Origin of the sequence: Dokdonella fugitiva, assembly GCF_014138265.1 — a bacterium.
Taxonomy (GTDB): domain Bacteria; phylum Pseudomonadota; class Gammaproteobacteria; order Xanthomonadales; family Rhodanobacteraceae; genus Dokdonella_A; species Dokdonella_A fugitiva_A.
The window spans coordinates 1-12,630 of the sequence record NZ_JACGXL010000002.1; the positions used below are offsets into that span (position 1 = coordinate 1).

Annotated in this window: 15 protein-coding genes; 5 read left to right on the top strand and 10 right to left on the bottom strand. The window is 71.0% G+C overall.

Translation table 11 applies throughout. The annotated features are described in order from the left end of the window. Nucleotides 1-1,924 (top strand): tetratricopeptide repeat-containing protein kinase family protein (locus tag FHW12_RS06270; protein ID WP_182530168.1); only part of this gene is annotated, 1,924 nt, incomplete at its 5' end. Nucleotides 1,925-1,976: 52 nt separating this feature from the next. Here the strand turns inward: FHW12_RS06270 and aqpZ are convergent. The 5 genes from aqpZ to FHW12_RS06295 form a co-directional block, all read right to left on the bottom strand. Continuing rightward, nucleotides 1,977-2,675: an aquaporin Z gene (gene aqpZ, locus FHW12_RS06275; RefSeq protein ID WP_220484358.1), complete on the bottom strand. Its 699-nt coding sequence runs from the start codon at nucleotides 2,673-2,675 to the stop codon at nucleotides 1,977-1,979. A 180-nt stretch (nucleotides 2,676-2,855) separates the two neighbouring features. Beyond that, complete coding sequence (locus FHW12_RS06280; RefSeq protein ID WP_182530169.1) at nucleotides 2,856-3,425, bottom strand: hypothetical protein; 570 nt, start codon at nucleotides 3,423-3,425, stop codon at nucleotides 2,856-2,858. A 175-nt stretch (nucleotides 3,426-3,600) separates the two neighbouring features. Then, nucleotides 3,601-4,062, bottom strand: a complete 462-nt coding sequence (locus FHW12_RS06285) for a hypothetical protein (RefSeq protein WP_259392914.1) — start codon at nucleotides 4,060-4,062, stop codon at nucleotides 3,601-3,603. Between the two features lie 67 nt (nucleotides 4,063-4,129). Then, a complete protein-coding gene (locus FHW12_RS06290; RefSeq protein WP_182530170.1) occupies nucleotides 4,130-4,717 on the bottom strand; it encodes a DNA-deoxyinosine glycosylase in 588 nt (195 codons plus the stop codon). After that, complete coding sequence (locus tag FHW12_RS06295) at nucleotides 4,689-5,234, bottom strand: peroxiredoxin (RefSeq protein ID WP_182530171.1); 546 nt, start codon at nucleotides 5,232-5,234, stop codon at nucleotides 4,689-4,691. Before FHW12_RS06295 ends, FHW12_RS06290 begins: the two co-directional genes overlap by 29 nt. Nucleotides 5,235-5,368: 134 nt before the next feature. Here FHW12_RS06295 and FHW12_RS06300 point away from each other — a divergent pair, with 134 nt between their 5' ends. After that, on the top strand, nucleotides 5,369-5,596 hold the full coding sequence (locus tag FHW12_RS06300; protein WP_182530172.1) for a hypothetical protein: 228 nt from the start codon (nucleotides 5,369-5,371) through the stop codon (nucleotides 5,594-5,596). 207 nt (nucleotides 5,597-5,803) lie between these two features. On the opposite strand, the gene FHW12_RS06305 is transcribed toward FHW12_RS06300, so the two are convergent. Both FHW12_RS06305 and FHW12_RS06310 read right to left on the bottom strand, forming a co-directional pair. Further along, a complete protein-coding gene (locus FHW12_RS06305) occupies nucleotides 5,804-6,532 on the bottom strand; it encodes a hypothetical protein (RefSeq protein WP_182530173.1) in 729 nt (242 codons plus the stop codon). A 75-nt stretch (nucleotides 6,533-6,607) separates the two neighbouring features. Continuing rightward, the gene (locus FHW12_RS06310; protein WP_182530174.1) at nucleotides 6,608-7,168 is read right to left on the bottom strand and encodes a DUF4124 domain-containing protein; all 561 of its coding nucleotides are present in this window, start codon (nucleotides 7,166-7,168) and stop codon (nucleotides 6,608-6,610) included. A 194-nt stretch (nucleotides 7,169-7,362) separates the two neighbouring features. Here FHW12_RS06310 and dinB point away from each other — a divergent pair, with 194 nt between their 5' ends. Beyond that, nucleotides 7,363-8,424 (top strand): DNA polymerase IV, encoded by a 1,062-nt coding sequence (gene dinB, locus FHW12_RS06315; RefSeq protein WP_310735168.1) that lies wholly within the window; start codon nucleotides 7,363-7,365, stop codon nucleotides 8,422-8,424. Between the two features lie 89 nt (nucleotides 8,425-8,513). On the opposite strand, the gene FHW12_RS06320 is transcribed toward dinB, so the two are convergent. Next, entirely contained in the window at nucleotides 8,514-9,494 is a 981-nt protein-coding gene (locus FHW12_RS06320) for a DMT family transporter (RefSeq protein ID WP_182530175.1), read from the bottom strand. Between the two features lie 8 nt (nucleotides 9,495-9,502). Next, a complete protein-coding gene (locus FHW12_RS06325; protein ID WP_182530176.1) occupies nucleotides 9,503-9,694 on the bottom strand; it encodes a hypothetical protein in 192 nt (63 codons plus the stop codon). Nucleotides 9,695-9,803: 109 nt separating this feature from the next. On the opposite strand from FHW12_RS06325, the gene FHW12_RS06330 reads away from it, so the two are divergent. Further along, nucleotides 9,804-10,745: a LysR substrate-binding domain-containing protein gene (locus tag FHW12_RS06330; RefSeq protein ID WP_182530177.1), complete on the top strand. Its 942-nt coding sequence runs from the start codon at nucleotides 9,804-9,806 to the stop codon at nucleotides 10,743-10,745. Between the two features lie 80 nt (nucleotides 10,746-10,825). On the opposite strand, the gene FHW12_RS06335 is transcribed toward FHW12_RS06330, so the two are convergent. Then, nucleotides 10,826-11,785, bottom strand: a complete 960-nt coding sequence (locus FHW12_RS06335) for an MBL fold metallo-hydrolase (protein WP_182530178.1) — start codon at nucleotides 11,783-11,785, stop codon at nucleotides 10,826-10,828. Between the two features lie 163 nt (nucleotides 11,786-11,948). Between FHW12_RS06335 and FHW12_RS06340 the strand changes: the two genes are divergently transcribed. Beyond that, nucleotides 11,949-12,629, top strand: coding sequence for a glutathione S-transferase (locus FHW12_RS06340; protein ID WP_182530179.1), 681 nt, complete (start codon nucleotides 11,949-11,951; stop codon nucleotides 12,627-12,629). Nucleotide 12,630: the final 1 nt, after the last annotated feature.

Genomic DNA, 12,630 nt, shown 5'->3' on the forward strand with positions numbered 1-12,630 from the left:
CGACCTCAAGCCCGCCAACGTGCTCGTGCGCCGCGTCGACGGCACGCCGATGCCGAAGATCATCGACTTCGGCATCGCCATCGGCGGCACCGCCGCGGGCGACGGCGTCGCCGCGTCGACCGCGACGTCGGATCGTGCCGGCACCACGCTCTACATGAGTCCCGAGCAGGCACTGCAGCCGCTGCGCGGCATCGACACGCGCAGCGACGTCTATTCGCTCGGCGTCATGCTCTACGAGGTGCTCAGCGGCACCGACGCGGCCGCGCTCAGCTCGCTCGCCCACCACTCCACGCGCGCGCCGCAGCAGACCCTGCTCGCGGCGATCGACAGCGGCGCCGATGCCGACGCCTCGCCCGATTCGGCCGCGCTGCTCGCCGCCGCGCGCCGCCTGCCGCCGGAGTTGCGCGCGATCCTGCGCAAGGCGCTCGCGAGCGACCGCACGCACCGCTACGACTCCGCTGCCGCGCTCGCCGACGACCTCGAGCGCTATCGCGAGCGACGCCCGGTCAAGGCGATGCCGGCCTCGCGCTGGTACCTCGCGCGCAAGTTCGTCGCGCGCCACCGCCTCGGCCTCGGCGCGGCGGCGCTCGTCGCGCTCGCGCTCGTCGCCGGCACGCTGCTCGCGCTGCGCGGCCTCGCGGTCGCACGCCACGAAGCAGCCAAGGCCGAGCGCGTGTCCGGTTTCGTGCGCAGCATGCTCGCCGGCATCGACCCGGACCGCGCGCGCGGCATGGACAACCGCCTGCTGCGTTCGATCCTCGATGCGGCCGCCGATCGCGCGAGCCGTGAACTGGCCGCGCAGCCGGACGTGCGCGCGGAGATCGAGCGCACGATCGCGAGCAGCTATTCGTCGCTCGGCGAGTTCGCGCTCGCCGGCAGCCATTTCGACGCCGCCGTCGCCGCGGCGCGCGAGGCCGGCCTCGCGCCGGGCAAGAGCGCCGACATCGCGAGCCAGCGCGCGCTCGGGCTCAACGCGGCCGGCCATCCGCAGGACGCGCTCGCCGCGGCCGAGGCCGCATTCGCACTCGTCGCCGGCCTGCCCGACGACGATCGCGACCGCCTGCTCGTCGAGAGTCGGCTCGCCTCGATCGAGCGCGACGCCGGCAAGCTCGACGCCGCGCGCGCACGCTACGCGCGCGTGATCGAGCGGCAGAAGCAGCTCTTCGGCGACGACGACGAGGCGACGCTCGAGAGCGAACAGGGCCTCGCGATCGCCGACTTCGTCGCCGGTCGCTTCGGCGACGCGCGGCCGTTGCTGCAGCGCCTCATCGCGACGTACCGCGCGCAGCGCGGCGCCGAGGACATCAAGACCGTCGGTGCGCAGGTCAGCCTCGCGGTGCTCGAGAACGAGGACGAGCATCCGGCCGAAGCGGTGCGCCTGCTGGCGCCGCTGCTGCCCGTCGTCGAGAAGGTGTACGGCCCGGACCACCCACGCACGCTCGTCGTGGTCATGAATCTCGGTAGCGCCCTGCGCTACGACAAGCATTACGACGAGGCACGCCCGTACTACCTGCGCGCACTCGAACTCGCTCGCAAGCTGTACGGCGACACCGCGCCGCGCACGCTGATGGCCGAGGGCAACCTGTCGATGATGCTGCGCGATGCCGGCGATCTCGCCGAAGCCGAACGCCACGCGCGCTTCGTCGCCGACAACGCGGAGAAGGCGTTCGGCGACAACCCGTACCGCGCGGCGATGTACCGCGGCTACGCGACCGTGCTCACCGCGATGGGCCGCTACGCCGAGGCCGAACGCGAGCTCGACCGCGCCTGGGCCGTGTTCAGCGGCGCCGCCGGTTACGGTCCCGACCATCCGCGCAGCCAGGAAGTCGTCGGCAGCTACATCGACCTCTACGAGGCCTGGAAGAAGCCGGACAAGAAGGCGGAATGGACCGCGCGCAGGCACGCGCCGGCGAAAGCGGGCTGAGGCCCGCGATCACCGCATCGCGCGCGGCGATGCGGTGATCGGACGTGGTGCGTCAGCGTCGGCCGTCGCCGAACAGCGCGCGATAGGCGAAGCCGCCGAGCGCGCCGCCGACGAGCGGCGCGAGCCAGAACAGCCACAGTTGCGACGTCGCCGCGGTGCTCGCGAAGAACGCCACGCCGGTCGAGCGCGCCGGATTCACCGACGTGTTCGTCACCGGGATGCTGACGAGGTGGATCAGCGTCAACGCGAAGCCGATCGCGATCGGCGCGAATCCGGTCGGTGCCGCGCCGTGGGTCGAGCCCATGATCACGAACACGAAGAAGAACGTCATGACGATTTCGCAGGCGAGCGCCGCCTGCATCGAGTAGTGCCCCGGCGAGAGGTCGCCGTAGCCGTTCGTCGCGAAGGCGCCGGTCTCGAAGCCCGGCTTGCCGCTGGCGATGAAGTACAACACCGCGGCCGCGGCGACGGCGCCGAGCACCTGCGCGATCACGTAGGGCACGACGTCGCCGACCGGGAAGCGCCCGCCCGCGGCGAGGCCGACCGACACCGCTGGATTGAAATGGCCGCCGGAGACATGGCCGACCGCGTACGCCATCGTGAGCACGGTCATGCCGAACGCGAGTGCGACGCCGGCGAAACCGATGCCGAGTAGCGGGAACGCCGCGGCGAGGACCGCGCTGCCGCAACCACCGAACACGAGCCAGAACGTGCCGAAGAACTCGGCTGCCACGCGCTTGCCTATCGACATGACCTTCCTCCCTTGGTGAGTCGTGCGAACGATCGTCGGACGCCAAGGCGCGGTGCGAGGTCCGTACCTGCTCCGACGACGCATCGTAGCGGCACAGCGTGCGGCACGACGACCACGACGAGGGTCGATGCGCCGAATTGGCGCCGCAGGCGATCCCACATCCGCGTCGACTCCGCGGACTCAGAAGCTGCGCACGCGCCGCGGTTTGATCAGCAACGACATGCCGATGCCGGCGAGCAGCCATCCGCCGAACTGGTCGGCGAGGTCGCCGAGCAGGAACGACGTGGAAAAGCCGTACCAGGTCCATTGCGACACCGAGATCGACAGCCATGCGGCGACGCCGATCGCGGCCATCGACAGCACGCGGCGACCGACGCCGCCACCGAGCTGCACGAGCAGCAGTGCGCCGAACAGCGCCGCGAACACGTTCGAAACGAACTCGGTGACGAGCTGGCGCGGCGACATCGCCTCACCGCCGTTCGGCCGGTAGATCATGAGCCCGGACGGCCCGCCGGCCAGGCGCTGCTTCCACGCGTCCTGCTGCTCCGGCGTCGCGTTGGCGAAGTCGAGCCAGGGGAAGTAGTACATGCCGGGCCGGTCGACGTTGCTGCCGAGGCTCGCGACGACGGCGGCCTCGTTCGGCAGCGGCTTGAGCGCGTCGCGTTCGAACGGCAGCACCATGTGCGACACCGCGCCCCAGACGAACATGAGGAAGCCGCCGACAATCGCGGCCAGCACGACACGGACCATGGTTCACTCCCCGCTTGTCGACGCAATTCCGTCGATCATACGCGCGCGGGGTGCGCGATGGTGAACTTGCGTCATCGTCGGCGGCGAGCACGGCGCACCGACGCGAGACGACTCGTCCGAACAACGACGGGCCGCGCCTTGCGGCCCGTCGTGTGCGGCGATGCACAGCGAGGCGCTACTTGCGGATCTTGCCGGTCTGCTCGATCGTGAAGCCGCCGACGCTCACGCCGAGTTCGACGCCCTCACCCGAACCGGCGAGCGCGAGCGAGACCGTGCCCTTGGTCAGCAGCTGGGCGGTGCCCGACTTCACCGCGCCGGCACTCGCATCACCTTGCGCGTACGTGCCGAGCACGTCGTTGATGTTGTGCACGTCGGTGAAGCGGCCGGTGCCGTTGTCGATGTGCGACTTGCCGACGGTGAGGCCGCCGCCCTTGGCCGAGATCTTCACGTTCATCGATTCGCCGTTCTCGCAGCTCACCGTGCCGTGGCCTTCGGCGTGCTTGTAGATGAGCGACCAGCCGGTCAGCGAGAACTTCAACTTGCAGTCCAGGTTCGCCGATTCCGCATGCGCCTGGACCGAACCGAACAGCGCCAGCGCGAGGCCGGCGGCGAGTACGGACAGTGTGTGGTGCTTCATGGGACAACCTCCTGTGTTGGGCCGGGCGCAGTCTCGCGCCGCCAAGCTGAACGGCGCGGGACCGTCGTCAACGCGGCGCTTCGCGCGACCATGCGAGCAGTTCGCGCCAGCGCGCGAGCTTGTCCGCGCGCGGGATCGACGCGTTCGCGGGGCTCGTCGACGGCAGCGCGAGTACGGCGAGGCGCGCGCGGCGCGCGGCGTCGATCGCCGGCTCGATGCGGCGCCGATACACCTGCAGCGCCTTGGCGCCGTTGAGCGCGATCGCGGCGATCGCAGGTTCACGCGCGAGCAGGCCCGGGACGTCGTTGGCGACCTCGCTCGCGACGACGATGTCGCTGTCGAGGCTGCCGCGGCGCTCGCAGCGCTCGAGCACGTCCCAGATGCCGACGCCGCGCGCGTGCAGACGCGCGATGCGCTCGGCGTAGGGAAGCTCGGGGCCGGCGTCGTACAGCTGGCCCATGAACGGCCAGAACAGGTTCTGTGCATGCGCGTAGGATTGGCGCAGCGCGAGCGAGGCGAGGCTCGGCACGGTGCCGAGCACGAGCACGCGGCAGCCCGAAGCGACCTGCGGCGGAAAACTCTCGACGCGGGGCGCCGCGCTCGCGGCAGCGCCTCCGCCGGCCGGATCAGCCGGCCTTCTTCTTGAGTTCGGCAAGATCGGCGAGCACCTGCTTGGAGTTTTCCTTCGGATCGACGTCCTTGTAGCGCTTGGCGACCTTGCCCGCAGGATCGATGAGGAAGGTCTCGCGGCGCGCGTAGCTCATGCCGAGCTTGGACGTGAGCACGCCGTACGCCTTCGCGGTCGACTGGTCGGCGTCGGACAGCAGGCGGAACGGCACGTGGTATTTCTCGGCGAACTCGGCGTGCGACTTCACGTCGTCGAGGCTGACGCCGTAGACGTCGGCACCGGCCTTGCGCAGCGCGACGATGTCGTCGCGGAACGTGCAGACCTCGGTCGTGCAGCCGGGCGTGAAGTCCTTCGGATAGAAGTACAGCACGGTCCACTTGCCGTGCTCCTGCGCGAGCGTGTGCCAGTCGCCCTTCTGGTCCTGCAGGCGGTAGTCGGGCGCGGCGTCGCCGACCGCGGGACCCGTGGCGGCCGGTTCGTCGGCGAACGACGGCGCGGCGGCCAGCGCGAGGGCGAAACCGAGCAGGCAGGCGAAACGTTTCATGGGGATAACTCCGGCGAAGGGGGCGGTGGCGGGCGGCCAGTCTACGCCGCCGCGCACGGAGGACCGGCGTTCGCTGCAATTTCATTCAGAATGGATACGGTATTCGGAAAGCCGGCGGACGCGGAAGCGACGGCATGGCGGGCATGGTCCTCAAGCACCTCTACCACGCGCGCGGCAGCGACGGGAACGACTACGAGATCCACGTCTACGTCGAGCCCGCGAGCCACGAGAACGCGCACATCGAGCGCCTCGCCAAGGTCTGCCTCGCCGACGGCGGCGAGCTCAAGGTGCTGTCGAAGCGGCACTACCAAGTCGCCACGACCGGGGTCACGCTCGAAGCGCACGATCCGGAGGCGATCTGAGGTGCGCGCGGGCGAGCCACGGGCATCCGGCCCGTGGCCGCCTGCCGCTGCGCGGAGTGCGTGACCCCGGACGTGGACCAGGTGCGCGCAGCGAGGCCGGCAAAGCGCTTCGACGTCGAACGTGCCGGTCGACCGATGGTCTTCCGGCCTACGCCTGCGACGTGTGGACGGTCGCGTCGCCGAAGCGACGGCGATCCGCACCCGCGACTATTTTTTCCTGGCGAGCGGGGGGAACTTCGCCGCGTCGTAACCACCGACCTCGAACACGAGCGTGCGCGACGGCTTGCCCTTCTCGGTGACGTCGATGCTGAGCTTCTGCGTAGCGGCGAGCTTGGCCAGGAAACCCTTGTCGTCCTTGATGAACAGTGCCGGCTCGCCCGTGTCCGGCAGGTACGCGGCGATCTTCTGTGGCTTGTCGTCGAACCGCGCGGCGAGGCTGCACGTGCCCTTGCACTCGAAGCCCTTGCCGCCACCGAACAGGTAGACGCTCTGCCCCCAGGCCGAATGGCGGCGCAGGATCAGGCGCACGCGCTTGTCCGCGGCGAGGTCGCTGCTGTAGATCGATGCGGTGACCTGGTCGCCGCCCGATTCCTTGCCCGCCTGGTAACTCCACATCGCGACGAGCCGCCGGCGCGCGGCGATCTCGGTCGCCTTCGCGGTCGCGTCGGCGAGCGTTTCCTGCACTTCCTTCGCCGCGCCGCTGCCCGGCCACTTGTCGACGACCTCCTTGCCGATCGGCGCGGCGAGCTCCCACTGCTGCTCCTTGCGCAAGGTGCGGTAGAGCTCGAGCGACTTGGTCTGTTGTGCATCGGCCGCGGGCGCCGTGGCCGGCGCGGCGGGCGCAGCGCCCGGCGCCGCGGTCGACGGCGGCTGCGACGGCGAACAGGCGGCGGCGAGCATGGCGGCGAGCACGAGGGCAGGAGTCTGGCGACGCATCGGCGATGCTCCATGGCGGATGGAACCGTCATCCTACCTGCATGTGCGCCGCGCGGCTGAGTCGGCATGTTCGCGTCAGTAGGCGCGACAGGGATCGCGGCCCGCGTTGCGTTCGTACGTCGACACGACCTCGTCGTGCTCGCGGCCGCTGCGCCCGCGCTCGCGCGCGAGCCGTCGACACGCTTCCGCGCGCGGCAGCGGCGTGGCCGACACGCTGACCGCCGGCGCACCCTTGCCTCGCCGTCCACCGCCTGCGGCGGCCTGCGACGGCGCGATCGACTTCGGGCACGCATCGTGGCGGTAGAACACCGCGCCATCGGCCGCACGGCATTGCCACGACATGTCGGTGCGCCCTGCCCTGTCGCCGCGCGTCCGCCGACCCTTGCGCGGCGCGGCCGGCGGATGCTCGCGCACGGCCTGCACGCGTTCGTGAGTCGCCGCGGATGTCGGTGGCGGCGGAGCGAGCGCGACCTCCGACTGCTGCTCGCCCGCGCCGCAGGCGCGGTCCTGGTAGGCGATCTCGCCACGCGGGCTGCGGCAGCGGTAGACGGAGTCGGCGTGCGCCGCCGTGGCGGCGCACAGCCACAGCAGCAGGGTGCAGGCATGGGCGCGGCAGCGCGTGCGTCGATCGTGCATGTTCGGTCCTCCCGGCGACGGCGGACATGCTGCGACGCGCGGGCGATCGCGGCGATCGCCTCGCCGCGCGACGCGACGTGCGAAGGCCGCGCGCGACGATGCACGATGGCTCCGCCCGCACCCGTGCGATCGGCCCGCGCGCACCACGGCACACGGGAGTAGCATCGCGCGCTTCGACGCAGCAGTGCGACGCGGTGCGCAAGTTCATCCATATCGACATGGACGCGTTCTACGCGTCGGTCGAACAGCGCGACGACCCGTCGCTGCGCGGGCGGCCGGTGGTGGTCGCCTGGCGTGGCGCGCGCTCGGTCGTCTGCGCGGCGAGCTACGAGGCCCGCACCTACGGCGTGCGTTCGGCAATGCCGGCCGTGCGCGCGGAGCGGCTCTGCCCCGACGCGGTGTTCGTGCCACCCGACTTCACGCGCTACAAGGCCGTCTCGCAGCAGGTGCGCGCGATCCTGCTGCGCCACACCGACCTGGTCGAGCCGCTGTCGCTGGACGAGGCCTACCTCGACGTGACCGAACCGAAATCGGCCTTGCCGAGCGCGACCGCGATCGCGCGTTCGATCCGCGAGCAGATCCGCGAGGAAACCGCGCTGACCGCATCGGCCGGCGTCGCGCCGGCGAAGTTCCTCGCGAAGATCGCCTCCGACTGGCGCAAGCCCGACGGCCTGTTCGTGATCCGCCCGCACGAGGTGCGGGACTTCCTCGAGCCGCTGCCGGTCGCGCGCATCCACGGCGTCGGCAAGGTCATGGACGGCAAGCTCGCCGCGCTCGGCATCCGCACCGTCGGCGAGTTGCGCGCGTTCGACGCGCATGCGCTGGAGGCGCGTTTCGGGCGTTACGGCCGCCGCCTGTCCGAACTCGCGCACGGCGTCGACCACGGCGAAGTGCGGCCGGACCGGCCGACGCAGTCGATCTCGTCCGAGGACACGTTCGCCGAGGACGTGCCGCTCGCCGCGACCGAACCGGTGATCCGCGACCTCGCCGCGCGCACCTGGGCGGCGACGCGGCGCACCGAACGCATCGGTCGCACCGTCGTGCTGAAGCTCAAGACGCGCGAGTTCCGCATCCTCACCCGCAGCCGCACGCCGGAGGCGCCGCCGCACTCGGTCGATGAGCTCACCGGCATCGCGCTCGCGTTGCGCGAGCAGGTCGCACTGCCGGCGTCGACGCTATATCGCCTCGTCGGCGTCGGTCTCGCCAACTTCTGCGACCCCGACGACACGCCGGCGCAGTCGATGCTGTTCGCATGAGAGGGTGCCCGTACGGCGGCGGACGCCCGAGACACGGAGCACACGCAGACGGTCGCGTGCCCGTGCTTCGATCCCTCGCGGGGACTCGTTCATCGCAGTTGGATCGCCGGGCCATGCGGCGCGATCGCGCAGGTCAGGTCGGGCGACACCGGGCGTGGTGCCGGCAGCGCCTTCGGCATCGGCGCGGCCTTCGGCGCCCCGCGCACGGTCAGCAGCACGCCGACGAGGGTGAGCGCGCCACCCGCGATCGCGAGCACGCCCATCACCTGGCCGAGCCAGAGCCATGCGAGCACGCCAGCGATGAGTGGCTGCGCGTAGAGGAAACTCGACACGACCGACACCGGCGCGCGCGACAGCGCGAAGCTCCACGCGATGTAGCCGAGCACGGTCGGGCCGACGCCGAGCCAGACCGCGCTCGCGACCTGCGCACCGGAAGCGAGCGCGAGCTTCTCCGGCAGGTGCAGGCCGAACGGCAACAGGCCGAGCGTGCCGACGAAGATGCTCGCCGCGGTGAAACCGATCGGCGACGCGCGCTGCAGCAGCGGCTTCTGGAACACGAAGTAGATGCTCGTCGCGAGAACCGCCACGAGCACGAGCAACGCCATCGGCTCGAAACGGATCGCGCGGCCCGAACCGAACGTGACGAACAGCGCACCGACGAACGCGATCGCGAGGCCGACGAGCACGCGCGCACCGAGCGTCTCGCCGAGGCGCAACGCGGCGAGCGCGGCGACCACGCCCGGCGCGATCGAGACGATCACTGAGGCCGAACCGGCCGGCACGCGCGTCATCGCGTAGCCGAGCGAAAGCTGGTAGACGGTCATGCCGAGCAGCGCGAGCACGACGACCGCAGGCCAGTCGCGCCGCGGCGGCAGCGTGATCCAGCCGAAAGCGACCGGCAGCGCGAAGATCGCCGACGCGACGAGGAAGCGCAGCAGCGCAAGCTCGGCCGGCGCGAACGCCTGCAGGCCGTAGGAGATCGCCGGGAATGCCGACGACCAGATGAAGATCGTCACGCCGGCGGCGAGCAGCGGCAGCGCAGCGAGAACGGGACGGCTACGGATGTCCATGGTGGACCTCAGCAGTGCAGAGCGGGACGGCCGTGCGAGCGGTCGTCGTCCGCGGGCGCGCGGTGTTCCGGCGCGCGGGTGGATGGGCGGGGCTCGCCGCCGGCTTCGCGGCGCGACCCCTCGTTGGACCACAGCGGCTTCGTGGGGTAACCCTCGAGACCCAGGAGACCGCCGGCGATGGCATTCAATTCCTTCAACATGGCACTGACTCGACGACTTGCGGGATTGGCCCGGTGAGCGAGACGATAGGCGGGTTCCGCCGGTCGCGGTAGCGACATGTTTGATAGTCAGACTTGAGGATTATTCAAGATGGATCGGGCCCCGTTGAACGCGCTGCAGGTGTTCGTCACGGCCGCGCGCGCGCAGAACATGACGCGCGCGGCCGAGCGCCTGCACCTGACCGTGAGCGCGCTCAGCCACCAGGTGCGGCTGCTCGAACAGCGCCTCGGCGTGACCCTGTTCGTGCGCGGTCCGCGCGGGCTCAAGCCGACCGCCGAAGGTGCGATGCTGCTGCAGCGCGTCGGCGCCCACCTCGACGCGATCGACGAGGCGCTGCAGCCGCTGCGCGCGCGTCGCGACTGCGTGCTCAGCATCAGCGCGCTGCCCTCGCTCGCGTCGAGCTGGCTGATGCCGCGCCTGCCGCGCTTCGTCGCGCAGCATCCGGATTTCGAGTTCAACCTCGATTCGTCGATCGAGCGCGTCGACTTCGCCGACGGCCGCTTCGATGGGGCGCTGCGCTACGGACCCGGCAATTGGGACGGCGTCACCGCGGAACTCTTGTTCGAGGAATGGCTGACGCCGGTCGCGAGCCCGGCGCTGCTCGCCGGACGCGCGCGACCGCGCCTCGAGGAACTCGGCGAGTGGCCGCTGCTGAGCCCGGACGATCCATGGCCGCGCTGGTTCGAGCAATTCGGCGGCAAGGAACCGAAACGCTACGTCGCGACGTTCAGCGACTCGGACACCTTGCAGCGCGCGACCGTCGAAGGCATGGGCGTTTCCCTCGGCCGCGCGACGCTGATGCGACCGCTGGTCGAGAGTGGTCGCCTCGTCGTGCTGTTTCCCGAACGCATGAAGGCGCGCTACGCGCACCACCTGGTCTATCCCGAGCGCTCGATCCGGCACAAGGGCTTCCAGGCGTTTCGCGAATGGCTGCATGCGGAAGCCGCGGCGTTCCGCGACAGCGGCGCCGCCGATGCGATGCCGCTCGCCGCTGCGGCGACGCGCCCGAAGCGGGCGAAACGCGGCGCCTAGGCCGCACGACCGTACGCCGGTCGGCATCGATACCGCGCAAGCCGGCCGCGCGGGCGCGCGGACGGCCTACAGGCGAACCGTCATCCGCCGCAAAGATCGCGCGTCTTCTTCGCGTCGCCGCGCAGGCTGTTGTCGACGTAGTAGTCGAGCAGGCCGCGAGCGAGCTTCTCGTCGGCGACGGGAACCAGCGATTGCGCGTCGCGCATCCAGCCGTCTATGCACGCATCCTTCGCCGCCTTGCTCGCGCCGCACGCGAGCAGGTGGTCGAACGCGGTGCGCCAGGTCGCGAACTGCGCGCGCGTGAGCGGCGCACCGTGGCCGGGCACGAGCCGCTCGAAGTCGACCTTGGCGAGATGGCCGAGCGCGGCCTGCCAGCGCACCGGGCACGCCGTGTCGAACAGCGGCGCCGGCAAGGTCACGAGGTCGCCCGCGGCGAGCGTGCGCGTGGCCGGGTCGAACAGCCAGACGTCGCCCGCGGTGACTGCGCGCGTCTCGAGGCCGACCTGCACGCGGCGTCCGGCGATTGCCTGCACGCCGGCCCGCTCGATGCGTTCGTCCGGATACAACGCGGGTCCCGCGTCGATCAGGGCGAGTTCCTCGCGCAGCGCGGCCTTCTGCGCCGGATCGGCGTCCGGCTTGGCGAGGATCGGCTCGATCTGCGCGCGGTACTTCGCGAGGAAACCGTGCATCGCCTGCTCGATCGCGCCGCTCGCATGGACGCGCGCGTCGGGATAGGCCTTGCGCAGGCGCGCGTTGCCGCCGACGTGGTCGAGGTGCCAGTGGCTGTTGAAGATCGCGGCGATCGGCAGGTCGCGCGCATGCGCGTAGTCGATGATCGCGTCGGTGTGCGCGGCGTGGCGTCCGGTGTCGAACACGATGAGCCCGCCCGCGCCGTCGAACACGACCGTGTTGCCGTCCGGCTGCTCGCCCGCGACGAAGCGCCCCGGCAGCAGGCGCACGCCGGGCGCGAGGTCGTCGGCGGCGGCAGCGGTCGTGGCGAAAAGGACCAAGGCGAGGTAGGACACGATCCGGCGCAGCATCGGCGTACTCCGCTTGGGGCGATGCGGCGAGCCTCGCATGCCGGACGCGGCGCGGCACCTGCCGTTCGTCCCGGCGCGCCGGCGCGCTTGCGGCAAGGCGTGGCGCCGACGCGCCGGACGGCGCCGACGTACCATCCGCGTTCCCACGCCGCGGATGCCCCGCATGACGATCGTCGTCCATCATCTCGACAACTCGCGTTCGCAGCGCGTGCTCTGGCTGCTCGAAGAACTCGGCCTGCCGTACGAGATCTTGGCGTACCGGCGCGATCCGCGCACGATGCTCGCGCCCGATACGCTGCGCCGCGTCCATCCGCTCGGCAAGGCGCCCGTCGTCGTCGACGGCGAACGCGTGCTCGCCGAATCCGGCGCGATCGTCGAGTACCTCGCCGAACGCTACGGCGCCGCGACGCTCGTGCCGGCGCGCGACTCGTCCGCGTGGCTGCGCTACCGCTACTGGCTGCACTACGCGGAAGGTTCGGCGATGCCGCCGCTGCTGCTCAAGCTCGTATTCGATCGCATTGGTCGCGCGAAGATGCCGTTCTTCGCGCGGCCGATCGCGCGCGGCATCGTCGCGCGGGTGCGGCGCAGCTTCATCGACCCGCAACTCGCCTTGCACCTCGACTACCTCGAGGGCGAACTCGCGAAGGCACCGTGGTTCGCCGGCGACGCGTTCGGTGCCGCCGACATCCAGATGAGCTTCCCGCTCGAAGCCGCGGCCGAACGCGCCGGCCTCGACGCCACGCGCCCGCACCTGTGGCAGTGGCTCGAACGCATCCAGGCGCGTCCCGCGTATCGCCGGGCACTCGAACGCGGCGGTCCGTACGCTTACGCGCGGCCTGCGTGAC